17 protein-coding genes and 3 pseudogenes are annotated in these 23,953 nt (G+C 69.2%); 9 read left to right on the top strand and 11 right to left on the bottom strand.

All coding sequences use genetic code 11. The features are described 5' to 3' along the window. Positions 1–944 precede the first annotated feature (944 nt). The 3 genes and pseudogenes from ACWGIG_RS13080 to ACWGIG_RS13070 form a co-directional block, all read right to left on the bottom strand. Positions 945–1,694, bottom strand: coding sequence for a carboxymuconolactone decarboxylase family protein (locus ACWGIG_RS13080; protein ID WP_453321631.1), 750 nt, complete (start codon positions 1,692–1,694; stop codon positions 945–947). Positions 1,695–1,857: 163 nt separating this feature from the next. Beyond that, complete coding sequence (locus tag ACWGIG_RS13075) at positions 1,858–2,268, bottom strand: MerR family transcriptional regulator (protein WP_453321630.1); 411 nt, start codon at positions 2,266–2,268, stop codon at positions 1,858–1,860. 267 nt (positions 2,269–2,535) lie between these two features. Beyond that, positions 2,536–2,637, bottom strand: a pseudogene (locus tag ACWGIG_RS13070) (hypothetical protein); the annotation flags it as partial. Between ACWGIG_RS13070 and ACWGIG_RS13065 the strand changes: the two are divergent. Continuing rightward, on the top strand, positions 2,638–2,922 hold the full coding sequence (locus ACWGIG_RS13065) for a hypothetical protein (protein ID WP_453321632.1): 285 nt from the start codon (positions 2,638–2,640) through the stop codon (positions 2,920–2,922). Positions 2,923–3,229: 307 nt separating this feature from the next. Continuing rightward, positions 3,230–4,024, top strand: a complete 795-nt coding sequence (locus ACWGIG_RS13060; RefSeq protein WP_453321627.1) for a hypothetical protein — start codon at positions 3,230–3,232, stop codon at positions 4,022–4,024. 39 nt (positions 4,025–4,063) lie between these two features. Here the strand turns inward: ACWGIG_RS13060 and ACWGIG_RS13055 are convergent, their stop codons facing one another. Beyond that, a complete protein-coding gene (locus ACWGIG_RS13055; RefSeq protein ID WP_453321626.1) occupies positions 4,064–4,966 on the bottom strand; it encodes a hypothetical protein in 903 nt (300 codons plus the stop codon). On the opposite strand from ACWGIG_RS13055, the gene ACWGIG_RS13050 reads away from it, so the two are divergent. Continuing rightward, a complete protein-coding gene (locus ACWGIG_RS13050) occupies positions 4,965–5,156 on the top strand; it encodes a hypothetical protein (RefSeq protein WP_453321625.1) in 192 nt (63 codons plus the stop codon). The genes ACWGIG_RS13055 and ACWGIG_RS13050 overlap by 2 nt on opposite strands. 51 nt (positions 5,157–5,207) lie before the next feature. On the opposite strand, the pseudogene ACWGIG_RS13045 reads toward ACWGIG_RS13050, so the two are convergent. Next, positions 5,208–5,580: pseudogene (locus tag ACWGIG_RS13045) on the bottom strand (transposase); the annotation flags it as partial. Positions 5,581–6,073: 493 nt separating this feature from the next. On the opposite strand from ACWGIG_RS13045, the gene ACWGIG_RS13040 reads away from it, so the two are divergent. Beyond that, positions 6,074–7,303, top strand: a complete 1,230-nt coding sequence (locus ACWGIG_RS13040; RefSeq protein WP_453321624.1) for an RICIN domain-containing protein — start codon at positions 6,074–6,076, stop codon at positions 7,301–7,303. Positions 7,304–7,448: 145 nt separating this feature from the next. Here ACWGIG_RS13040 and ACWGIG_RS13035 read toward each other — a convergent pair whose 3' ends face one another. Further along, complete coding sequence (locus ACWGIG_RS13035) at positions 7,449–8,546, bottom strand: hypothetical protein (RefSeq protein WP_453321623.1); 1,098 nt, start codon at positions 8,544–8,546, stop codon at positions 7,449–7,451. 142 nt (positions 8,547–8,688) lie between these two features. Here ACWGIG_RS13035 and ACWGIG_RS13030 point away from each other — a divergent pair. Then, positions 8,689–13,098, top strand: a pseudogene (locus tag ACWGIG_RS13030) (golvesin C-terminal-like domain-containing protein); the annotation flags it as partial. Between the two features lie 11 nt (positions 13,099–13,109). Beyond that, complete coding sequence (locus tag ACWGIG_RS13025) at positions 13,110–13,349, top strand: hypothetical protein (protein WP_453321622.1); 240 nt, start codon at positions 13,110–13,112, stop codon at positions 13,347–13,349. A 757-nt stretch (positions 13,350–14,106) separates the two neighbouring features. On the opposite strand, the gene ACWGIG_RS13020 is transcribed toward ACWGIG_RS13025, so the two are convergent. The 3 genes from ACWGIG_RS13020 to ACWGIG_RS13010 all read right to left on the bottom strand — a co-directional run bounded on the left by ACWGIG_RS13020 (position 14,107) and on the right by ACWGIG_RS13010 (position 20,329). Further along, positions 14,107–15,198: a chitinase gene (locus tag ACWGIG_RS13020; RefSeq protein ID WP_453321621.1), complete on the bottom strand. Its 1,092-nt coding sequence runs from the start codon at positions 15,196–15,198 to the stop codon at positions 14,107–14,109. Between the two features lie 296 nt (positions 15,199–15,494). Continuing rightward, positions 15,495–16,355 carry a hypothetical protein gene (locus tag ACWGIG_RS13015; RefSeq protein ID WP_453321620.1) on the bottom strand — a complete coding sequence of 287 codons (861 nt, stop codon included), beginning with the start codon at positions 16,353–16,355 and terminating at the stop codon, positions 15,495–15,497. A gap of 176 nt (positions 16,356–16,531) precedes the next feature. Continuing rightward, positions 16,532–20,329 (bottom strand): BTAD domain-containing putative transcriptional regulator, encoded by a 3,798-nt coding sequence (locus ACWGIG_RS13010; protein WP_453321619.1) that lies wholly within the window; start codon positions 20,327–20,329, stop codon positions 16,532–16,534. A 232-nt stretch (positions 20,330–20,561) separates the two neighbouring features. Here ACWGIG_RS13010 and ACWGIG_RS13005 point away from each other — a divergent pair, with 232 nt between their 5' ends. Then, the gene (locus ACWGIG_RS13005) at positions 20,562–21,107 is read left to right on the top strand and encodes an RICIN domain-containing protein (protein ID WP_453321618.1); all 546 of its coding nucleotides are present in this window, start codon (positions 20,562–20,564) and stop codon (positions 21,105–21,107) included. Positions 21,108–21,201: 94 nt separating this feature from the next. Here the strand turns inward: ACWGIG_RS13005 and ACWGIG_RS13000 are convergent, their stop codons facing one another. Then, positions 21,202–21,912 (bottom strand): MerR family transcriptional regulator, encoded by a 711-nt coding sequence (locus tag ACWGIG_RS13000; protein ID WP_453321617.1) that lies wholly within the window; start codon positions 21,910–21,912, stop codon positions 21,202–21,204. A 156-nt stretch (positions 21,913–22,068) separates the two neighbouring features. Between ACWGIG_RS13000 and ACWGIG_RS12995 the strand changes: the two genes are divergently transcribed. Together ACWGIG_RS12995 and ACWGIG_RS12990 are read left to right on the top strand one after the other, a co-directional pair. Then, complete coding sequence (locus tag ACWGIG_RS12995) at positions 22,069–23,235, top strand: erythromycin esterase family protein (RefSeq protein WP_453321616.1); 1,167 nt, start codon at positions 22,069–22,071, stop codon at positions 23,233–23,235. Between the two features lie 7 nt (positions 23,236–23,242). Continuing rightward, entirely contained in the window at positions 23,243–23,599 is a 357-nt protein-coding gene (locus tag ACWGIG_RS12990) for a DUF427 domain-containing protein (RefSeq protein ID WP_453321615.1), read from the top strand. Positions 23,600–23,708: 109 nt separating this feature from the next. Here the strand turns inward: ACWGIG_RS12990 and ACWGIG_RS12985 are convergent, their stop codons facing one another. Next, positions 23,709–23,945, bottom strand: a complete 237-nt coding sequence (locus tag ACWGIG_RS12985; RefSeq protein ID WP_453321629.1) for a chaplin — start codon at positions 23,943–23,945, stop codon at positions 23,709–23,711. Positions 23,946–23,953 lie beyond the last annotated feature (8 nt).

Raw genomic sequence — 23,953 nt, 5'->3', positions numbered from 1 at the left:
CCCCCCGGATCATGGTCAACAAGGGGGGGAAGTCATGCCGGTCCCGGAGGCCGGAAGCTCCGTTGCGGAGCCAACGAAAACGGTAATGGGGGGGGCAGGAACGCTCGCCCCACACGGGCGCCCCCGTCGCCCGTCGGGCTGCCCCGCTGCCGCCCATCCAGCTACGATCCAGCCGGCGTGTGGAGAACGGCAGGTGATGACGGGTGACGAAGCGTCAGGTCAGCCGGCCAAAACCTATCCACGGAGATCCGGGACGGGTTCACCCCGGATGGGGCGGACCCGTGTGACCTGCTGGTTTGCCAATTCAGTCGATCAACGGTGCTGCAGCGCCTTGACGTTGTTGCCGCACGTGGGCGTCGGGGTTTCCACCTGCGTGTATGTCGTGAGGCCGGGGCGGATCCAGCCAGGGTCCAGCGGCGGTGAAATGGCGGGGGATGTCGACGTGTTCGCGTGGGCCCGGTGTCGCGGGAGAGCGGGCTCGGCACCCCGCACAGTTGCTCGCCAGGCGGCCATCAGCCGTAGAGCATCGCCATGTTGGTGGGGAAGACCTCGGCGCGGTGCGTACGCACTCGACCAGTCCGGAACGTCCCTACGTCGGTGGGGAGGACCACGGTGCCAGGAGACAGCGCTGCGACTGCCCGACCGGAGTTGACGGCTGTCCGCGATGGAGGTGCCCGCGAGCACCCCTCCGTCCGGTGAGGGTGCTCCGACGGGGCGCCGGAGGCGCAGCGGCGATTCCGGGAAGCTGTCGTCGGCCGGGACAGCGGCGCGTAGCCCCTTGGTGCGACGTCTGGCTGTGAGCCGAGGGGGAACGGGCCCGCCGGGTCTCGGCGTCGCAGGCCTGAGCCGTCGGCCTGAGCCGTCGGCCTGCGTCGCCGGCGTGCGTCGGATACTCGATCTGCCTGCGCCGTCCGGTGGCACGGGAGCGAGTCGTGGCACGTCGGTCAGGTGGCGCTGATTCCGTGCTCCGCGAAGACCTTGCGCACGACTCCCACGGCGTTGAGGGCCCGGGGGAACCCTGCGTACGGGACGGTCTGGATGACGGTCTCGATCACCTGCCGCGGCGAAAGCCCCACGTTGAGCGCGGCGTTGACGTGCACGCCCTGCTGGGGTGCGGTGTCGCCGAGGGCGATCAGTGCGCCCAGTGTGACGAGTTGCCGCTGGCGCAGGTCGAGGCCCGGTCGGGTGTAGACGTCCCCGAAGACGAACTCGACGATGTATCGGCCGAGATCGGGTGCCACGTCCTTCAGGGACTCGATGACCTCGATCCCGCGCTCGCCGTCGACCTTCCGCAGGCTCTCCTCGCCTCGTGTGTACCGGTCCCCGCCGGTCTCCACCTCGATCGGCTTCACCCGCACCCCCCGCTCCTCGAACACGGTCCGCGCGGCGGCCAGGGCGTTGAGTGCCCGGGGGAACCCCGCGAAGGGGACCACGTGGATCAGGGCCTCCACCACCTGCGCCGCCTCCAGGCCGACGTGCAGCGCGGCGCCGACGTGGAAACGCAGCTGCGGGGCGGTGTCCCCGGCGGCGGTCAGTGCGCCGATGGTCACCAACTGCCGTTGCCGCACGGCGAGTCCTGGCCGTGCGTGCGCATCCCCGTATCCGAATTCGACCACGAAGCGCCCCAGGTCCGGGGCGATGTCCTTCAGCGCCTCCACCGTGGCCAGGGCATCCTCTCCGGCGATCTCCTTCATCCGCGCCACGCCCCGTGCGTACCGCCGGGACTCTCCGCGGTCCGTGCCGCCGGCCACGGCCACACCCGTCAGGGAGGTCGCTGCCAGGGTGCCGGCCCCTCCGATGAATCCGTACCGCAGCAAGGCCCGCCTGCCCCGGGCCGCCGAATCCTCCGGCTGCCCTTCACTCCGTGCGTCCGCTGTCCCCATCCCGTTCCTCCACCAGTCGCTCGTAGTGCACGATCTTCTTGTCGATGGCGTCGAGGCTGCGCATGACGGCCTCGTAGTCCCTTCTGGCCCGTGCCTGGTGCCGCCGCAGCAGATCCAGCCGCTCCCGCACGGTGGCGTCCCCGCCGCGGCGCAGTGTCGCGAACTCCAACATCCCCTGGATGGGCATCCCGGTGGCCCGCAGCCGCAGCAGGAACGCCATCCAGGCCAGGTCCGACACCTGGTAGCGGCGCCGCCCGTCCGGTCCGCGCTGCACGCTGTCGAGCAGCCCGATGCGTTCGTAGTAGCGGAGTGTGGAGGGTCTCAGCCCGGTCAGCTCGGAAGTCTCGGCAATGGTCAGGGTTCCGTGGATCTGCTCGGTCGCCACTTGAGAACCGTACGAGTTGAAGCGCGCTTCAACGCAAGGGGCGGCCGACCGCGACAGGTCGCGCCGGTCCGGGCAGGTGGTGCAGGGCGGACAGGACGGCAGTGCTGGGCAGGAGGAGCACGCCGGAGATGATCGCCTCACGGCGCCGCGTCTGCCCGTCCGTCCAGGGTTCCGGATTCCCCTGGTGCGACGCCGGGCGGCCATCGCGGAGCAGGAGCCGCCTGCCTGGCCGAGCAGCCAGCCCTCCACGACGGCCGGGACGTCGTCGATCCAGCCGGACAGGCGGACGACGCTGCCGTTGTCGAGGACCACGACCGTGTCCGGGTTGACGGCCGTCACGGCGGCGAGCAACTCGGTGGGGAGTTCGATGTGGTCGTGGTCGTAGCCCTCGGACTCGAAGCTCGGCCGGAGGCCGAGGAAGCCCGCACGGCGGACTTCCCGGCGGGCCGGCTGTCGCTGCGCACACCGCTCCAGGCCCTGATCGCCGACCCCTTCGCCGTCGAGGTGCTGCGCACCCACCTGCCCGGCGTCGTCGACTCGGAACTGCTCCAGATGCTCGGCTCGACTCCCCTGATCGACCTCGCCGCCACGGCGGGCGCGCACTTCCCCACTGCCGCGCTGCACCGCGTCGCCGAGGACCTCGCGGAACTCTGATCACGCGTCCGGCGCGGAGATGGCGCGTCCGGTCAGATCCGGGGATTTCGTCGAGGCCCGGTCCGCGAGGGTGGTGCGGTGGCGGTGGCGGTGGCGGTGGCGATGGCGCGGACGGGCCCGGGCCAGGACGATGGTCCGGGCGCCAGGAGGAGAAGCCGGGGCGAGAGATCCCCACCTCACGGGGCGAGAGATCCCGACCTCACCTGAGGAAGCCGCCCGAGTTCACCCGGAGTTCCCTCACCGGACGTCGGCCTCCCGCAGCATGGCGGCACCGGCCCCCGTGCCCATCACCCTCGAAAGGATCTCCGTGCAGCGTCGTCAATTCACCGCCGCCGTGACCGCTTCCCTCGCCGTGTCCTCGCTGGCCGTGCCGTCCCCGGCCACTGCCTCACCCGCAGCGGCCGACCGGTCGACCGGGCACGCGGCACCGGGACTCGGCGCCCACATGCGGGCCGTCCTGGGGCCGGGACTCGACGACTCGGCCACTGCCCGTGCGCTCACGCCGCACCTGCTGGACGTCGGATTCGACTGGCGTCCGCCCACCACCTCACTGCATCGGACGGACTTCATCGTGGCCTACGGGTTCGGCAACCGGCCGGCCATCGGCGGCGACCCGGACAAGACCCTCCCTGAGCCGGGTCCGGTCAATGAGGCGCTCGCCGACACGGTCGCCCTGATTCGCGCCCGACGTGACCTTCCCGTCTACGCCCAGTGGGAGATCGCCCGGTTCCTGCGCGGCAAGCACCGCATGGACGACGTCATCTCCATCGAGCCCGTCGTCGCCGAGGACGGCACCCTCACCTACCTCAGCACCGATGGCGTCGCCGCACGGGTCGCGGAGGCGCGCAAGGACCTGCCCGGGGGGATCGGCACCGCCTGCGTGGTGGGCTTCCGTGACCACCACAAGCGCTGCGTACAGACCACCCGGGACCGTGGCATGACGGCTTTCGCCCCCCGGGGCATCGCCATGCCGCACACCTACGACCGCAAGTCGGGCCAGCCCTGGACCCGTGACCGTGAGCTCTACCTCGTACACGACATGGCCGCCCAGTGGCAGGTCCTGCGCGCCAAGTTGATCGCCGAACGCCACCCCAACGGATGATCCCGTACCCGCAACCACTTGGGCGTCGCGCGCGCACGGTCAGTCGCGGGTGGGCATGGCGAGCGTGACCAGCAGGGCGATCGGCGTCACAGCGGCGCACACTCCCCAGATCGCCAGATCGCCAGATCGCCAGATCGCCAGATAGGCGCCCAGGGCGGGGGTGTTGGTGCCGCTGAGCACCCACGAGCCGAGCACCGCCGCGAACACGGTGCTCGCCACGCTGCCGCCGACCGTCTTGAGGTTGTTGTAGACGGCGGAGGCTCCCGCCACCCGGTCGGCCGTGCCGGCCTCCACCACGGCCATGGGCAGACCGCCCAGGACCAGGCCCATTCCGGCCGCGGCGATCGCGTAGGCCAGGAGGAACAGCGCCAGCGAGTCGTGGACGGCGAGCAGCGCGAGGTGACCGCCGACGGTGAGGAGGAAGGCGAGCTTCAGCATCCGCCGCAGTCCCAGGCGGGCCGCGACGGATGCGGCCAGGGCGGCTCCGGCGAAGGACAGGAGCTGGGGGAGCGCGATGCCCATGCCGATCTGCCAGGCGGCGAGACCGAACCCGTACCCCTCGTGCCGTGGAGAAGCGTCGAGGTGGCTGACGCACACGACCGGTGCGGCGAGCATCACCACGCCGAACGCCATCGCGGACAGCCGATGCGGCGCCATCGCCCGCGACGCCGACGCCCGCACGTCCACCAGCGGGTGCGCGACGCGCCGTTCCCACCACACCCAGAAGGTGAAGAGGAGCAGTCCGGCGACGATGGCCGAAGCAGAGGGCAGGGGCGAGCTGTTCACCTGGGAGATCCCGGCGAGGAAGAGGACCAGGGCGGCGCTCAGCAGCAGTGCCCCCGTCCAGTCCATCGTGCCGGGTGCCCGCGTGGTGGATTCGGGGATGCGGGTGAAGGACAGTGCCAGACATGCCGCGGCGAGGAGGGCGAAGACCCACAGCATGGGACGCAGACCGCCGACCAGGTCGCTGACCGGTCCGGTGGCCGGCGCACCGAGCAGTGAGCCCAGCGCGAGGGTGGAGACCGGAATGCTGACCGCCTGGCGGCTGTCCTTCGTCGAGAGCCGGGTGCGGCACAGCCAGATGCCCGCAGCACGCGGGCGGCGACGCGGTCAGCCAGAAGCGGAGCCATGATTCAGACTCCCACCAACACCCCTTCTGCCGTGGACTTGTTGAAGTACGGGCCCCGGCCGTGCCGGAGTACTGCCGCTGCACCCCGGCGGAGACGACGCCCTTTCTTGAGGAAGCCGGTGTCGTCCACGATCAGGACACCGTCCGGGGAGCCGAGCCGCAGGGCCACGTAACTCCTGCACGTCGTCCCGGAGTTCGTCGGGGTCCCCTCTGCTCCGCGACAGCAGGTGCTGCAGTCCGTACGGGCCGTGGTGACCGGCGCATTCGGTCGGCTGCCGGCTGTTCTTGCGGCCGACCGGCCCAGCAGGCCCCGGACGTAATCCCGCATCCGGCGCCGCACCTCAACCCGGCCGAACCGTCCGCTCACCCGCAGGAACAGGTCCTCAAGTTCGGCACTCCGGCGTCCCGTGACGAAGTCCGCCATCATGCCCCGAGCCTGCACCTTTCGGCCCGCCGCCCACGACGGCTGCGCCGGAACCGGGCCCTGAGGTACCGTCAGCCCACTACGCTCGAAAGAACGCCTCTGACCAGCGGGAACAGTGAAGTACCACTGGAGTACCAGAGCCCGCCCAGGCCCTCCCACGTCCAGCGGAACACCCCCCACGCAGGTGGGGAGGACGAGACGGAGGCGCGCCGCCTGCGGGTCCAGCGCGGAACACCCCCACGCCGAACACCAGGTGAGGCATACGAAGAGGGGGCCAGCGGGAACGGTCATATCTGCCCTACGTCTGCTCAGCTCTCCGAGGTTTTGGTGGGGCGGCCTGTGCCGCTAAGAAAGGTGCGGCTCATGTTGCCCGGTTTTCGCGGTGCCGCGCTCTCGTTGTGTGCGCAGACTGTGCGGGGTGAATGTGCTGACGCATCGTCAAGATGCCTATCGTGCAAGACAGTTCGAACGCACCGGCCGCCGTGCCGCCGCTGTGGTGCTCACCCTTCTTGTGCTGTGTGCCCTGATGGTCAACGGCACCGCGGCCGCGCGGGCTGCGGACCCCGACACCCACCGGGCGGCCACCTGGAACATGCAGGTCGGCTCCGACCGCTGGCAGGGTGCGGCGATCATCGCCCGGGACACCTCCGTGCTCGCTCTCCAGGAAGTCCCGAACAACCCGCCCGCCTCGGCGACCCTCATCGAGCAGCACGGCAATATCCGCACCTACCTCTGGGACCTCGGCGGAGGTAGCTTCCGCTGCCTCCAGATGCTGCCCCAGCAGTCGCGGAACCTGGCGATCGCGACGTCCTTCTACCCCGGACAGGTCGTCGAGGTCCCCGGCTACTACCGTTCGGCGCTGCTGGTGACCAACCCCGCCGACGACGTCGCGTTCGCCTCCGTCCACGGGGCCTCCGGCACCGGATTCGACGTCCGCGCCCTGGTCCAGGACGTCGCCGACGAGGCCAACGGGCGGGGCCTCAACCACTGGGCTGTGCTCGGCGACTTCAACCTCAACCCGGCCGTCGCGGCCAATCTCAACCTGCCCGCCGACGCCCGCGTCTACAACTCCGGCCAGGCCACCCACCAGGGCGGCGGTGAACTCGACTACATGATCTCCAACGTCGAGACCGACAACTGGCAGGCCACCGTCGGCATCAACCGCGGCAGCGACCACTGGCCCGTGTACTTCCAGTCGATGCGCGCCGGCGCCGGACCCGCCGAACTGACCGTCCACGCCGACAACAGCGACAAACTCCTCGACGTCTACGAGGGCCAGGACGCCAACGGCAGCCACGTCATCCAGTACCACGCCAACGGCGCACCCAACCAACGCTGGACCCTCCAGCCGATCGGCACCTCCACCGGCACCGGCCACACCATGTACCGCATCATGAGCGCCGACAACGGCAAGTGCCTCGACGTCGCCAACGGCCAGAGCTCACGGGCGGGCGACTACCTCAACATCTGGGACTGCCACGACATCGACGGCCTCCCCAACCCCGGCGGCAACCAGCGCGACACCCAGAACTTCACCCTCGAACACCCCAACCCGCGCATGCCCAACCTCACCCTGCTCCGCAACAACGCCACCGGCCTCTACGCCAACATCCGCGGCAACCAGACCGGCGACGGCACCTGGGTCATCCAGTGGTACGACCAGCTCTGGAACGTCCCCCTCCCCAACGAGACCTTCTACCTCCACCCGAAGATCGCCACCCAGTAGCCCAGGCCCGCTCGCCTATGGCCCAGCACAGCTGTCCGCACGTCTCACGGGGCGTGTGGACAGCTGTGCACGGGGCAGCGGCCGACGGGGCGCGGAGCAGATCTGGTACTGACCAAGCCGGGCAGGCGGAGCACACACGTCACTCCTAACGGCGTCCCGACAGACGTCCGTCACGGTAGGCGGACGAGGTGACGCCACTGTGCTGCGGGTCGGCGAGCTGCGTCATGGCATGCACGGCCGCATCCATCCGGTCGGGGCTGTCCATCGTGCGCCCCTCACGGTGGAGCTCCTGCCACGCCTGGTTGAGGATCTGCTTGGACATGTCGCCGCCGTAGTTCGACTCGACGACGATCGCGTCCGCCCGCAGCTCGCTCGCGAGGAGACAGGCTTCGCGCCCCCAGGCGTCCGCACCTCGGTTGCCGGAACGGTCGTCCAGGACGTACAGGTGCCCGTCTTGGACGGTCGCGGTAGCGACGATGCCCGTCTCGTCGCCGACGGCTGACTCTCTGCCCGCCGGGTCGACGGCGACCACGATGCGGGTGAGGTCAAGGCCCCGGAACCGGGCTGCGCTGATGCGGTTGTTGGTGATCCATACCCACTCCCACACGCCGCCGTCCTGCGGGCGTGGCTGCTGCATGTACAGCGACCACCAGACGCGTTCCCCGACCGATCTGCGGATCTCGGCGAGCGCGTCGTGGTCGTAGTGTTCGGGCCACAGGGGTGCGCCGAGCGGGCGGCCGAGAGCGTCGTCCTCGGCGAGGGCCAGGGCAGGCAGGTCGATGACCGTCCACCGGTCGCCCTCGTCCGCCAGGACGCGACCGGCGAGGTCGTCCTCGTCCCATCGGGTCTGGATCAGGATGACCGACCCGCCGGGCTCGATACGGGTCAGGTCGAAGCGGTTCGCGGCCGAGGAGCCGGGGCGCAGGCTGATGCCGAGCTGGGGGCTGTAGTTGAGGATCGCGTCCCGGATCCACCGGCTGTGGTCGTCGGCCACGTCGGAGCGGTAGGAGGCGTCGCCGGAGCGGATCGCCGCCCGGTAGACCGTGAAGAACAGTCGCTCCAGTCGCTCCACCATGAGCTGCCGCAGCTCGTCGCTGTTCCCGTCGAGGACGGTGGTGCGCTCCAGGAGGGCCTTCGAGACGTCCTTGCACGCCAGCTCGATCAGCCGCTTGTCGGGTGGGAGATTCCTGGCCGCGCTTGTACTTGTCGATGCCGTACCCCTGCGGGTACGCCACCCCGTCACTGTTGATCGACGGGTCGGCGGCGAGCTTGCGGGCGATCGTCAGCCAGTCGACACCGGCGAGCTTGAGGTCGATCACGTCCGCACGGCGCTGGGTGATCGCAGCCCGAATCGCCCGGTTGGGGCGGCCCATGAACAACTCCCGGGCCCCACGCCACCCTTCCATGATCCTGTAGCGAAAGTGGGCGAGCAGCGAGCCGGGACTGACTCCGGCGTTGGCCCCGGTGTGGGGGCCACCAAGGTCACCGACGCCGAGGGCCACTCCTCGACGTATGTCACCGACGGCCTGGACCGCGCGACCACGGTCACCAACGCCAAGTCCCAGACCACGAAGATGACCTGGGACGACGACCACAACGTCACCCTCATCGAGGAGAACAACGGCGCCAAGACCGCCTACTGCTACGACCGCAAGACCGGGTTCCCGATCTGGCAGCGCAGCGCCGAGGACAACAAGGCCGGCGTGCCGAGCGCGGGGGAATGCGCGGGCCCGAATGTCTTCCCGGCCCACTCGGTGCGCTACGAGTACAAGACCCAGGTGGACGGGTACGCGGCCGACCTGTGGAAGAAGTCGTCGGCGGAGAACCGCAGCTGGCAGTTCACCTATGACGAGCACAGCAACCTCACGAAGGTCACCGACCCGAAGGGGGTGGCGACCGCTGACGTCGACAACGACTACACCACCACGTACGACTACGACGGCTTCGGCCAGCTCAGCAAGGCGACGGACGCCAACGGTCACGCGACCCTGACGTCGGACTTCACGCCCACCGGCTACCCGCAGAAGACCACGGACGCGGAGAACCACGTCACCACCACCGCCTACGACGAGCGCGGTCAGGTGCGGTCTGTCGTGGACGCGCTGGGCAAGAAGATCACGCAGACGTACGACACGTACGGGCGTCCGCTGGTCTCCACCGTCCCGAAGGACCAGACGGCGGGCAAGATCCTCACGACGATCGCTCCGGACTACGACGAGAACGACAACGTCACGAAGTCCACCGCCATCAACGGCGCGGTCTCCGAGGCCGGTTACGACGCGGCCGACCAGACTGCGTGGGCCACCGCACCCAAGGACACCGCGACCTCGGCCGAGCGCAAGTCGACGTACACCTACGACAAGGTCGGCAACCTCAAGACGACGACCGAGCCCAAGGGCACAGCCACGCCGGCGGACGCACGCGACTACGTCACCACCCACACCTACGACGAGATCTACCAGCTCACGGACGTGACCAACGCGGCCGGTGACAAGGTAAGTTACGTCTACGACGGCGTCGGCAACCCGGTCCTGGTCATCGACCCGAAGAAGAACAAGACCCCGTCGACGACTGACTTCACCTCCAAGACCGACTACGACTTCAACCACCGGGTCATCGCGGTCACGGACGCGGAGGGCAAGACCAGCCGCCAGGAGTACGACAAGGACTCCCTGCCGGTCGCCGCGACCGACGCCGAGGGCAACAAGGTCATCCGTGACTTCGACAAGCGCGGCAAGCTCGAAGTCGTCCGCACCCCGCACGCCGCGGACGTGATCCGACAGACGAAGTTCGGCTACGACCAGGTCGGCAACCAGATCAAGGTGATCTCGCCGCGCGGCGCCGAAACCGAGGCCCCGGACGCGACGGAGGACTTCACTTCCGAGACCACCTACGACGCCCTGAACCGCCCCAAGCGGCAGTACCAGCACTACGACCCGAAAGACGCCCGCTACAACAAGAAGGTCTTCACCGAGACCACCTACGACGCGGTCGGCCGGGTGGCGAAGGTCTCCATGCCCCCGAGCTCGGGCGAGCTGACCCGGAACGACACGGTCTACTCCTACTACGACACCGGCTGGGTGAAGTCGGCCAAGGACCCGTGGGACATCCTCACGGAGTACGACTACGACGACCTCGGCCAGCAGACAAAGCGCACCCTCACCTCCGCGGGCGGCTCCTCCCAGCGCACGATGACGTGGGACCACTTCCCCGACGGGAAGCTCAAGACCCTGCAGGACGGTGGCATCCCCGTTGGCCAGTCGGTCGTGCTCGTCAACAACACCGACCAGCAGAACGTCTCGGCCACCGGCGCCCGGGAATGGAAGAGCACCCTCACCCGCGACCACGTCCACGCGCCCGGCACGGGCACGGACTCCTTCCAGTGGACGCTGAACATCCCCAAGGATGGAAAGTACGCGGCGTACGTCAAGTACCCGAAGGTAGACGGGGCTTCGCCGTCCGCGACGTATTCCCTCTCCCACGCCAAGGGCGAGACGGACGTCAAGGTCGACCAGCGGGTGAACACCGACGGCTGGGTCAAGATCGGCGACTACGACTTCAAGGAGGGCACCGAAGCCCGCCTGAAGCTCCTCGAATCCGGCGCCGGTGCGGTCGCCGCGGACAGCGTCAAGCTGGTCCGTGATGCCTCGGCCGAGGTGGACGTCGAGCAGAAGAAGTTCGCGTACGCCTACGACGTCAACGGCAACCTCACCTCCGTCGACGACACCTCCTCAGGCCGGCGTATCGACGCGTACACGGTCACCTACACCGGCCAGAACCAGGTCGAGACGGTCACCGAGGCACTCGCGGGCCAGGAGAAGAAGAAGACCTCCTACACCTACGACGAGAACGGCCAGCCCAAGACGCAGACTCATCCCGACCAGTTCTCCTCCTACACCTACGACCTGCGCGAGCTGGTCAAGACGGTGACGGTCGGCAAGTCCGCCACGGACCCGGCGGCGAAGGTCTCCACGTACGACTACACCGACCGGGGCCAGAAGAAGCAGGAGATCAAGGGCAACAAGAACGTCGTCGGCTACACCTACTACCTCGACGGCGCGCTCAAGACCCAGACGGAGAAGAAGCCCGACGGCACCCTGATCTCCGGTCACGCCTACGCCTACGACGCCAACGGCAACAAGGCACAGGACATCGCCCAGAAGCGCAACGCCGACGACGCGACGAAACTCCTGTCCTCCACCACCACGTACACCTACGACCCGGCCGACCGCCTCGCCAAGGCGGACAAGACCGGCAACGGCACAGGCGTCGAGACGTACATCCACGACGACAACGCCAACGTCATCTCCCAGACGGTCAAGGGCAAGACGACCACGTTCGGCTACGACCGCAACCGTCTTCTGAAGACCACGGTCGGCACCGCCGTCGCGGACCACATCTACGACCCCTTCGGCCGCCAGGAATCCGTCAAGGCCGGCACACAGGTCATCGAGAAGAACACCTACGACGGCTTCGACCACGTCGTCAAGCACGACAAGGCCGACGCCAAGGGTGTGCTGAAGTCCACCACGTATGCCTTCGACCCCCTCGACCGCACCACCTCCAAAACCGAGGACGGGAAGAAGACCGAGTACAACTACCTGGGCATGTCCGGTGAGGTCCTCACCGAGGAAGTCGCAACCAAGCTCACCGCGTCGTACCAGTACAGCCCGTGGGGCGAACGCATCTCGCAGGTCAAGCACGCGGCAGACGGCACGACGACGGACGAGTCGTACTACGGCTACAACAGCCACACCGACGTCGAAACCCTGACGGACAAGGACGGCAACGCGAAGTCGACGTACGGCTACACCGCCTACGGATCCGACGACACGTCCGACTTCACCGGCATCGACAAGCCCTCGGCGTCGAACCCGACGAAGGAGGCGTACAACCCGTACCGCTTCAACTCCAAGCGGTGGGACGCCTCCTCATCCACGTACGACATGGGCTTCCGGGACTACAGCCCGGGCCTGAACCGGTTCACCAGCCGGGACACGTACAACGGCGCCCTCGCAGGCATGGGACTCGGCAGCGACCCCATGACCGGCAACCGCTACGCCTTCGCAGGTGGCAACCCCACAAGCTTCATCGAACTCGATGGACACATACCTTGTCGCGGCACTGGCCTCATCACAGTCTGCGGCGAGGACTTGATCGAAAGCACAAGTACGCCCCCCTCTGCTGAGGAGGCCAAGGAGGTTGGCCTCGCGGCGTGCAGTTGGATCCCTGTCTTCGGCCTGGGGTGCGACGCGTACGATCTCAAGCGATCAGTCGACGAAGGCGATAACTGGGCCATCGCAGCTGGCATTGTCGGCTTCTTGCCTTTTGGGGACATTGCGAAGGCTCCGCGTCAGTTGGACAACGTCAAGAAGGCAACTGACTTGCGGAAGTCGGCCGGCGGCGTCGTCGGCGGGAGTAAACTCCCGGATGTCAATGGGCAATGGCTCAGAGGTTCCGCCGGCAATGCTGGAAAGGTTCCTGGTCAGGTGGCTCGTGCTCTGCAGGGCCGAGAGTTCAAGAACTGGGATGATTTCCGCAAGGCGTTCTGGGGTGAAATCGCCAAGGTCCCCGAACTGACCAAGCAGTTTGGTGCCCGGGATTACTACCGCATGAAGAACGGTGCGGCACCCAAGGTTGACCCCACTCAGGCCGTCGGAAAGAACAACAGCTATGTCCTGCATCACCGGACGCCGATCCATGATGGTGGCGGTGTGTATGATCTGGACAACCTCATCATTGCGACTCCGCGGTATCACGCCGAAGTGCTGGATCCTGGCTATCATTACGACTGAGGAGGTGCGAAATGGCACTCGGTGCTCTCTCTCGAGATCAGCTCGTTGAGCTGGTGCGGCGTATCGTTGCCTTCAGCGGTACCGAAGAGGAAGTCGACGCCATGGAGCAGCTGTTCGAGGAGAGTGTTCCGTATCCGGGCGCATACTCCTTGATCTACCGGCATGATCCTGAGCTGACTCCGGAGGAAGTGGTCGATATCGCCCTCTCGTACGAGGCTGTAGCGCCCCCCTACAGGCCAGACCCTCACTGAGCGGAAATCGGCGGCCCGTCATTCCGGTGGCGGGTCGCCGCTCCATGCTGGACTCCTCAAGATCCTGAGCAATCGGGAGCTCCAGAGGAATACCTCAAGATATTCCATCACAGGCAACCGCTGGGGCTTTGTGGCGCGGCGGAGATCTCGGCTCATGCCTGAGGAAGCCGCACCAGGTAAACCCTGGTGCGGCTTCTTCACATGTCGCGAACTCGCATGGGTCGGAGCCAGTCTGATCCAGATCTGATGCAGGGATTGATCTCGTCCAGGACCTAGCGGATGTGGGGTCCGGCGAATTCAGTCCAGTTGATTCGATTGGTCTGAAACAGGGAACTCCCCGGGCACCCTTCTGTCGACTGATTCGATGCTCAGCACCTGCACCAGCTTGATGCCTCAATTCGCCCAGGCCGAAGCGGGCGCGCCCTTTGCCCTTGTTCCGCGACGAACGCCCACCGCAGAGGTGCAACAGGAGGGATCGCATCTCACTCTCGTCCCCCGGGACGCTGCCCCGGGCAAGGCGCTGAGGTCGCGAAACGCGCTGTCCCCCGCTTGTCCCCCGGGACTCGAAAATCTACCCGAAGCGGAGGCATGGGAGGCTCGCAGGGAGGCGAGGAGCTGGAAACCAGCGCACGGAGATGTGGTCGTCCGACGACAGTCGGCATGGCGTCGTGGGCCGTTCCTGTTGGGGCAGGAACGGCCCACGTGCGGGGTGCATGCCAGTGCGCCTCCGCGGGGGAAGAGGTCTGGGTCTGGTGGGTCAGCGGCCTTGGAGTGCCTTGACGTTGTTGCCGAAGGTCCAGTTCTTGGAGCCGTCCCAGTTGAGGGACCAGGTCATCAGGCCTTTGAGCTGGTTGTTGTAGGTGCGCCAGGCTTGGGAGACGAGGCTGGGGTTCATGTAGCCGCCGCCGGCGCCCGGTTGGGCGGGGAGGCCCGGGACCTGTTTGTCGTAGGGGACCTTGATGGTGGTGCCCTGGATGACCAGGCCCTTGTTCAGGCAGTCGGTCTGCTTGGTGAAGCCCTGGACCGTACCGGCGGAGTAGGAGTCGCCGGAGCAGCCGTACATGCTGCCGTTGTAGTACTGCATGTTGAGCCACCAGAGCCGGCCGTTGTCCGCGTACTTCTTGATGATGGGGAGGTACGCGCCCCAGATCGAGCCGTACGTGACGCTGCCGCCGGTGACGTAGGCGGTTTCGGGGGCCATGGTGAGGCCGAAGTTCGGGGGCATCTGGGCGAGGACGCCGTCGATGATGCGGATCAGGTTGGACTGGGAGGGGGAGGGTTTGGTGATCTGGCCGCTGCCGACGAGGCCCGTTTCGATGTCGATGTCGATGCCGTCGAAGTTGTACTTCTTCAGGATCGGGACGATCGTCGCGATGAACTTGTCCGCCACGGCAGTTGAGTTGAGGTCGATTCCGGCCGCCGCGCCGCCGATCGACATCAGGGTGGTGAGGCCGCTCGCCTTGGCCTGGCACATCTCGGCGGGGGTGGCGACCTTCACGGTCGCGTCCATGCCGTCCTCCCACAGCGCGGTGCCGTCGTTGAGGATCACGGGGAACGCGGCGTTGATGACGTTGTAGCCGTGCTGGGGTATGCGGGGATCGGTGATCGGCGTCCAACCGAACGGCGGGTGAACGCCGTTGGCGGCGCCGTCCCAGTTCTCCCAGTACCCCTGGAGGACCTTCCCCGTCGGCTTGGACTTCACCGGACAGGTGTCGGCGGCGGGCGGTGCGGTCGGCGCGGCGGGGGTGGTGGTGGGAGCTGTTGCGGCCGTGAGGGGGACGACGCAGGCTGCGGCCAGGGCGGCCGTCAGCAGGCGGGGGAGAGTGGCGGTACGGGCGCGTGGGGACATGCTGAACCTCCTGGGTGGGGGAACCGGGAGACGCAAGGGGTGCGACGCGAAGGAGATGCGCCCACACGCTAAGGAGGTCCAGACCAGTCGTCAAGAGGTCTGGACCAGGTTGGTACATGGGGTTCTGAGGCAGGGGGCGGGGTGGGGTGCGGCCGGTGGTGCGAGGGGTTGTGCGGTGGGGTGGGGTCGGTGGTGCGGTGGGGTGGGGTGGGGCCGGTTGTCCAGGGGGTGGGGCCGGTTGTGCAGGGGGTGTGCGGAGTCCTGGTGCGGTCCGCGTACCCCCTGCACCGGGTGGCTCAGCGGCCCACCGTCGCCTCCGCGCCGGGGAGGCCGGGGACGGCCGGGACGCCGGGGACCGTGGGAACGCTGGGGGCGGCCGGGGCGCCGGGGACGCTGGGGGCCGCCGGCACTGTGGGGACGCTGGGAGCGGCGGGGACTCCAGGGAGAACCGGGGCGGCAGGGACTGCGGGGAGGGTCGGGGCGGCGGGGACTGCGGGGACGGTCGGGAGCTGGCTGAGGGCCGGCAGCTTCGGCAGAACGTCCTTCACTGCACCGAGCCCGATCTCCACGAAGATGGTGGTGGCCAGTTGACCCATGTGGACGATCAGCGTCCCGCCGGCCTTCATGATCGCCTCGACGTCCGCCTTCAGCGCGGCGTCCACCAGTGCCTGGGTGTCGGCCTTGATCAGCGCGACCGAGCCCTTGAGATCGGCCCGCGCGGAGGAGGGTGCGGAGGACAGCGCTGAGGACAGCGCTGAGGAGGGTGTCACGGCGCGGCCGTCCGTGGCGGCGGGGGAGCCGCCCGGGATGATGGCCATCAGGTTGTCGAGTTCCTTGTCGGAGGCCTTGCGGGCCTTCTCCAGCTTGGCCTTGTCCTTCTCGCCGTTGACGGCGAGTCCGGCGACCTTGCCCGTCTTCTGCGACGCCGCACCGAACTTGGTGACGGTACGCAGGGTCGACGCGAGTTTCTCGCGGTCCTTGTCCTTGGGTTCGGGCGCGACGTTCCCGGTGCCGGACACGACGGACGAAACCGAAGCGGCGGCGGAGGTGGACGGGGCCGTCCGTGCCTCCGGTGACGCGACTGCGGCGGGACCGAGTGTCAGTACGCCGCAGAGAGCAACGGTGACGGAGGCGGAGAGGGCGGCGGTGTGGCCCATGGGGCTGTTCCTTCCGGTGGTGAGGCTGTCTCACCGATCACACTCAGCCACACCCAGGTCACCCGCAATCGGAGCGAGGCACCCGCAACGGGAGCGCGGCGCATCCGCAACCGGAGCGCGGCACAACCGGAGCGCGGGCCCGGCAGTTGTCCGGGGCGGCTGCCCGAGGCGCAGTGTCAGGCTCCGTCGGGGGCCGTCAGTTCGAGGGCCAGCGCCACGCTGTCCTCCGCCGCCGCGCCCCGCTCCCAGGCCTCCTCGTACCCCTGCGGGCCGAGTGCCGCCCGCACCAGTTCCACCGTCTCCAGATGTACGTCGTGGAGGGGGCGCAGCCCGATCAGGGCGACCCCGGTGATCTCCCGCAGCCGGTGCGCCGCGCCCAGCAGGCGGGCGGCCCTGTGGTGATGGCGGTCGGTCGCCGCGACCGCCCAGGCGAGGGACTCCACGTTCCACACCGGCCCCCACCGGTCCCCGAGGTCGTACTGCCGTACGAGCGCCCCACGCATCGGGGCGACGGCCCGGTCCGGGTCGCCGTGCCGGAGTTCGGCCACCCCCGCAGACCACTGGGCCCAGGTCTGCGCCCAGTAGGCACCGGCGCGCTCCGCCTCCGCCACGTACACCTCGCGGGCCCGGAAGGCGGTCTCCCGGTCTCCGAGGAAAGCGGCGGCCATCGCCCAGAGCATCGTGCACATGTGTGCGTCGCCGGTGTGGCCGGCCGCCAGGAACGCGGCGCGGGCGCGCACGAGGGTGTCGATCGAGGCGGGTTCGCCGTGTACGAGCATCGAGTGCGCCCCCTCGATGAAGAGGGCAGGGGCGGTAGAGGTGGCAGGGGTGGCGTGACCGGCAGGAGCGGGTGGACCGGTGCGGTCGGCGGGCAGCGCGCGGGGCGCTCCGTCGTCCCCCTGGCAGATCGCGATCCACGCCGTCATGGCGGCCACCGTCACGTCCAACTCAGGTGGTACGTCGGTGACTTGACCGCGCAGTCGTTCCAGCCAGTGCCGTCCCTCACCCAGGGTGCTGCTGAAGAACCAGGAGCGGGTCCTGGTGAGGTTCACGGAGATCTCGATGCCGACGACGGCCAGCCCCGGCTGCGTACCGCAGAAGTCCAGGGCGGCGCGGAGGTTGGGCAGGTCGCGGTCGAGCCGGGACAGCCAGTCCGCCTCGTCGGGGCCGCACCACTCGGCTGCGGCGCGGGCGGTCAGGGAGCGGTAGTGCGCGCAGTGCCGGAGGCGGAGGGCGGTCGTGGCGTCCTGGCTCCGGCCCGGGCCGTCGGTGGAGCGCAGCCGGTACCGGCCGTACTGGCGGATGGTCTCCAGGAGCCGGTACCTGGCCCTGGGCGATGCGCCGTCCGCGTCGGTCTCGACCATCACGATCGACTTGTCCACCAACCCGGCCAGCAGGTCGAGCACGCTCTCGCGGGCGATGCCACCGGGGTCCGAGCTGCTGCCAGGTGGCTCGTCGTCCCCTTCGGCGCCCCCTTCCGCGCCGCCGTACTCGCATCCGTACTCGCATCCGTCCGTGCCCCCGTCGTCGCTCGCGCAGACTGCCTCGGCGGCCTCCAGGTCGAAGCTGCCGGAGAAGACCGACAGCCTTGCCCACAGCAGCCGTTCGCCCTCCGTGCACAGGTCGTGGCTCCAGTCGACGACCCCGCGCAGGGTCTGCTGGTAGCGGGTGGGTGCGGTGCGGGTGTGCGGCACGGACAGCAGCCGGAAACGGTCGTCGAGCCGGTCCAGGATCTCCTCGGGCGCCATGGTGCCCAGGCGTACGGCGGCGAGTTCGACGGCCAGCGGAATGCCGTCCAGCCGGTGGCAGAGCTGGGCGAGGGCGCCGCTGTTGCGGTCGGTGACGCGGAATGCGGGCGCGGCGGCCAGGGCCCGCTCGACCAGCAGCCGGAACGCCTCCGACGAGTCGTCGCAGGCCCGGCGGGCCTCATGCGACCCGTGCGCCCCATACGCCCCGTGCACTCCATGGACTCCACGAGACCCGTCTGACCCACGTGACCCGTAGGGGGCAGGGAGCCTGTGGAACCCCTGAGGGCGGGGCAGCGTCAGCGACGGTACGAGCAGGACGTACTCGCCCGGCACGCCGAGCCGCTCCCTGCTGGTGGCCAGCACCCGCAGCCCGGGCGCTGCCCGCAGCAGACGCAGTACGAGCGCGGCGACAGCCTCGACGAGGTGCTCGCAGTTGTCCAGTACGAGGAGGAGCCGCCGGTCGCGCAGGTACTCGGCCACCGTATCGGCTGCGGGCCTGGCGGACTGGTCCCGCAGGTCGAGCGAGGCGGCCACGGCCCGGGCGAGCAGGGACGGTTCGGTGAGGGGTGCGAGGTCGGCCAGCCAGACGCCGTCGGGGAAGAGGTCGCAGGGGCGGGCGGACCGGCTGCCGACTGCCCCACCGGCGGCCTCCGCCGCGACCCGCAGGGCAAGACGGGTCTTGCCGACGCCGCCGACGCCGGTGAGGGAAACCAGTCGAGAGGTCGTCAGGAGGGTTCGTGCGTGGGCGAGTTGGATCTCACGACCGACGAAGGTGGTGGTCTCGGCGGGGAGGTTTCCGGTCCACGGGGTGGGTGGGGTGAGTGGGGTGGGTGGGGTTTTGACGCGCGGGGCGGGCAGGTCTTTGGTATGCGGAGCGGGCAGGGCGCCGGAGCAGGGAGCAAGCGGGTCTACGGCTTGCGGGGAGGTGGTGGACCCTGCCGGGCGGGTGGCGGTCGCGTACGGGGCGACGGATCCTGCGCCCGTTGCGCCCGTTGCGCCCGTTGCGCCCGTTGCGCCCGTTGCGCCCGCTGCGGGCTCTGCGGGCTCTGCGGGCTCTGAGGCCGGAGGGCGGCCTGGTGCGTCGGTGGGCCCGGATGATCCTGGGGTTTCCCCTGACGGGGTGGGCCTGGGGGGTCCAGGGCTGTCCCCCGACGGGCCCGGCGTCTCGGCGGCCTCTGGCAGGTCGGGTGCTTCGGGAGCCTGTGAGGGGCCCGGTACTTCGGAGACCTCCACCGGGCTTGTCGAGCCTTCTTCGCGTCGTTCGGTCTGTGACTCTGCGGATGGCTCCGCCGGTAGCCCTGGAGCCCGCCCCGCCACTCGTTCCTCTTCCGTCCGGCGCTGCGGTACACGCGGAGCCGGAGCCGCCGCCGCAGTCGCCGTCGCCGATTCGGCCCCGGCTTGCGCCTTGGCTTCGGCGCCGGCTCGGGTCTTCGTACCGGCTGATGTCCGGGGCCCGGCCAAAGCGTCCGCGCCCGGGGTCCCCAACTCCGGTGCCGCGGAGAGCAGTTTTCCGTGCAGGGTGCGTAGTTCGGTGCCCGGGTCGACGCCCAGCTCCTCCACGAGGAACGCGGTCACCTGCCGGTAGCACTCCAGGGCCTCGCCCTGCCGCCCGCACCGGTAGAGCGCCAGCATCCGCTGCGCCCAGAAGCGTTCGCGCAGCGGGTGTGCGCAGACGAGCCTTCGCAGTTCCGGCAGTACGGCTCCGGAGCGGCCCAGTGCGAGTTCCGCCTCGATCCACAACTCTTCGCCGTCCAGGCGCTGTTCGGCAAGGGCGGGGGCGATGTCCCGTACCAGCTCGGCCGGCAGGTCGGACAGTGGTTCGCCGCGCCACAGCCCCCGGGCCTCGCCCAGCAGTGCGGATGCATGCTCTGCATGCCCTGACGACAGCGCCGTACGCCCGTCCCGTACCAGGGTGTTGAACCGCAGGAGGTCCAGGCGGTCGGGCCCGGCCTCGATCAAGTACCCCTGGGGATGGGTGAGTACGAGGCCGGGGCCCAGGGCGCGGCGCAGTCGCAGAACGTAATTCTGCAAGGTGTTGCGGGCCCGCCCGGGAGGCTCCTCGCCCCACAGCCGTTCCGTCAGGGTGTCGACGGGGACGACCCGGCCCGCCTCCAGTAGCAGAGCAGCGAGCAACACCCGGAGCTTGGTGGCTCCGAGCGGCACCGGCAGCCCGTCCCGGCGCACTTCCAGTGGTCCCAGCAGCTTGAATTCGTACCGTGCTCGCATCGGGACGATCGTACGACGGAGAGTGACGATGTGGACACGGAATGCGAGAGGGAGTGACCGGACGGGTGACCGGAGAGTGACCGGCGCGAGAGCGGGAGGAGGGCCGGAGGGGAGCGGCGTGAGAGCGGCGGTCGCGACGGTGGAGGCGCACGAAGACACCGAACCACCTGGTGAACACACCAGCTCGTGAACACAGCACCTCGTGACGGAACGACACCCATAAGGAACCACAGTGAATCAGCATCAGAAAATCTCCCGGTTCGCCAGACTCGCCACCGGGATGTGTGCGGTGACGGCCCTCACCCTCGCAGCCCTCCCCGCCGCCACTGCGTCGGCAGTCGGCGAACAGGGCGGGCAAGGCGGCCAGTTGAAGATCCAGGCCGTCCAGGCGCCCCAGGCGGTCCAGGCCGACGTACAGACGTTCAAGAACCGTGCCACCGGGGCCTGTCTGGACGACTCGCAGTACGGCCTGCGGCCCATGCCGTGCGGTCCGGCGGACAACCCCCACCAGCGGTGGACCGTCTACGGCAAGGGTGGCAGGGTCAGCGTCCTCAAGAACGTCGCGACGGGCGCCTGCCTGGACGACAGCAACGAGCGGGGCCTGCGCGCCTTCGCGTGCGGCAACGGCACGGAGAAGTACCAGCGCTGGCAGAGCAGGGCCTGGAAGGGCGGCATCGAGCTCCTGAACCAGGCGACAGGCAGGTGCCTGGACGACAGCCACGAAGGACTGCGCACCTTCGCCTGCAACGGCGGCCAGCCCTACCAGCTCTGGTACTGACGGCCCGGGGCGACGGCGTCGGGCCCACGGAACAGCCGACGGGTCCGGGCCCACGGAACAGGTGAGGGCGGGAGCGCCCCGAACGCTCCCGCCCTCACCGTACGAGTTCCAGGTAGCCGTGGAGATGCTGCCCTGCCGCGAGCATCGCCCTGCTCCGGTGGGTGAGGCGGGTGTGCCATTCGGCCAGGACGTCGGCCAGTGCGGTGGTGTTGCCCGCGTCCTGCAGCCGGTCGGTGAAGTCCTTGATACGAGCCAACGGATAGCCTCCGCGCCGGAGTTGGCGCGCCACGTACGCCTCGCGCACCGCTTCCGGCGGGTAGCGGCGGTGGCCCGTGGCGGGGTCGCGGCGGGGGTGCAGGATGCCGGCGGCCTCCCACTTGCGCAGTGAGGCGGGATGCATGCCGAGCTGGTGGGCGAGGGTGCCGATGGTGGGCCGGGTGCCGGAGCCTTCGTCGTACGGGACCGGCGCGGCGGTCAGCGTGCCGAGCGCGGCGGTGACCTCGTCGAGGGTGTCGCGTTCGCGCAGCAGGTCGGCGTGGGCGCGGTCGACGAGACGGAAGAGGGCTCCCGTGTCACCCCGGTGGGCGGCCCGCAGGATGTCCGCGGCCCTGCGGTGCCCGAAGCCGGGACGCAGGGCGAGGAAGGCGCGCAGGGCCTGGGCGTGCACGTCGGTGTAGTGCCGGTAGCCGGAGGGGCTGCGGCCGGCCGGCGGCAGGATGCCCTCGTCCTCGTAGTTGCGTACGGCCTGGGTGGAGAGGCCGTGCTCGCGGGCCAGGTCGACGGGACGGAGGGGGCGGGGGGTCATGTGCCTCCTTTGAGGGTTCTGAGGGCAGGAGGACGGTGATGTGGGCGGGCTTTCGGCGGAAAGTCTCAATGGATTGTTCAAGGATACGGTTGAAGGGAAAGGGAGCGCGCCCCCCCCCGTAACCTTCCCCAGCGTCCTTCCCGAAGGGAATTCGCCATGTCCCGTCCTCCCTCCGTCCGCGATCTCGGCCTTCGTCCCGGTGGCGGGCCCGCCGAACTCGCCTCCGCCGTCGACCAGTTGATGGGAACCTTCCCGCAGCCGCCCCTCCTCCTCGGCCTGGGTGAACCCACCCACGGCGTGGAGGAGTTCCCGCGGCTGCGCAACGACATGCTGATGCACCTGGTGCACCACCACGGCTACCGCTCCCTCGCCGTCGAGAGCGACTGGCTGGCGGCGACCGCCGTCGACGACCACATCACCGCCGGTACCGGGGACCTCGACCAGGCCCTGGCCACCGGGTTCAGCCACGGCTGGGGCACCTCGCCCGCCAACCGCGACCTCGTCGTACGGCTCCGCGAGCACAACGCCCTCCTCGACCCCGCCGACCAGGTCCGGTTCCACGGGTTCGACGCCCCGATCGAACAGGGCGACACCCCGAGCCCCCGCGCCTCCCTCCTGGCGGCCCACGCGTACCTGACCGAGCACCTGCCCGCGCACCGCGTCCCGTACGACTCGGAGACCCTTCGCGCGCTCCTCGGCGACGACGCGCCCTGGACCGATCCGGCCGCCTTCATGGACCCCGCCCGCTCCGTCGGAGACTCGGAGCGGGCGCACACGCTGCGGCTCGCCGCCGAGGACGTACTGGCGGTGTACGAGTCCGAGCTGCCGGGACTGCGGCAGAACGACCCGGCCGGCGGTGCCGTCGACACCACCTTCGCCCCCGCCTTCGACCGTGCGTATGCCCACGCGCGTACCGCCAGGGGACTCCTGCGCTATCACGTGGCGCTGGCTTCCACCGCGCCGGACCGCATGTCGGTCGTCATCGGGGTCAGGGGCGCCATGATGGCCGAGAACCTCCTGGCCCTGGCGGCGTCCGAGGCCGGGCGCGGGCCGTGCCTGGTCTTCGCGCACAACATCCACCTCCAGCGCAACCGGTCCGTCATGGACTTCGGGGGTACGGAACTGCGCTGGTGGAGCGCCGGCGCCCTCGTCTCGGCGTCCGCCGTCGGAGACCGCTACGCCTTCGTCGCGGCCCACCTGCACCCGAGCGCCCTGCCGGACCCCGTGCCCATGTCCCACCTCACGATGAACGAGGCCGACCGGGACGGCATGGACGCCGTTGTCTTCCTGGGAGGGGAAGAAACCGGGAGTGTCCGGCGCTGAATCCCACATGACATCTCACAGCACGGGCAAGGGAAGCAAGGGCCACCACATCACCGTGGAGCCGGGGACGACGCATGTACGGGTCGTGCGGGACGGGCAGTTGCTCGCCGAGAGCCGCCGGCCGCTTCTGCTGCACGAGACCGGGCTGCCGGTCCGCTACTACCTGCGGCCCGAGGACGTCCGTACCGAGCACCTGACAGCGTCGGACACCTCCACCCACTGTCCTTTCAAGGGTGACGCCGTGTACTGGTCGGTGCCCGGCGGGGCCGATCTGGTGTGGGCGTACCAGGATCCGAAGCCCGAAGTCGCCTCTATCAAGGGCCACTTCTGCTTCTTCGACACCGAGGTCGTCGAGGACGCGTGAGGCCGCGGACATGCGCGGAGGGTCTCCCGGTGGATTCCGGGAGGCCCTCCGCCGTCGGCCGTATCGACCGGATCGGCGCTACTGGCCATGTCGGCTGTGCCGGGACAAGTCAGCTGTGCGACGACTCGTTGCCGAAGGCCGGGTTCAGGGCGCCGATCACGTTGACCGTGTTGCCGGTGGCGTTCACGGGGACGTGGACCGGGACCTGGACGAACGGGTGGAGCGCCCGGGAGGACACGCGGTTCACGAACTCTGTGGCCGGTGCCGCGCATGCGGGACGGGTGCGTTCGGCGAAGCGCGGCGGCGGCGCTTCGACGCCGTGAGAACCGGCGGCTGGAGCGGTGATGCCGTGGG

Source organism: Streptomyces sp. NPDC054863 (genome assembly GCF_053610825.1).
This window is presented reverse-complemented; position numbering and strand designations above follow the sequence as displayed.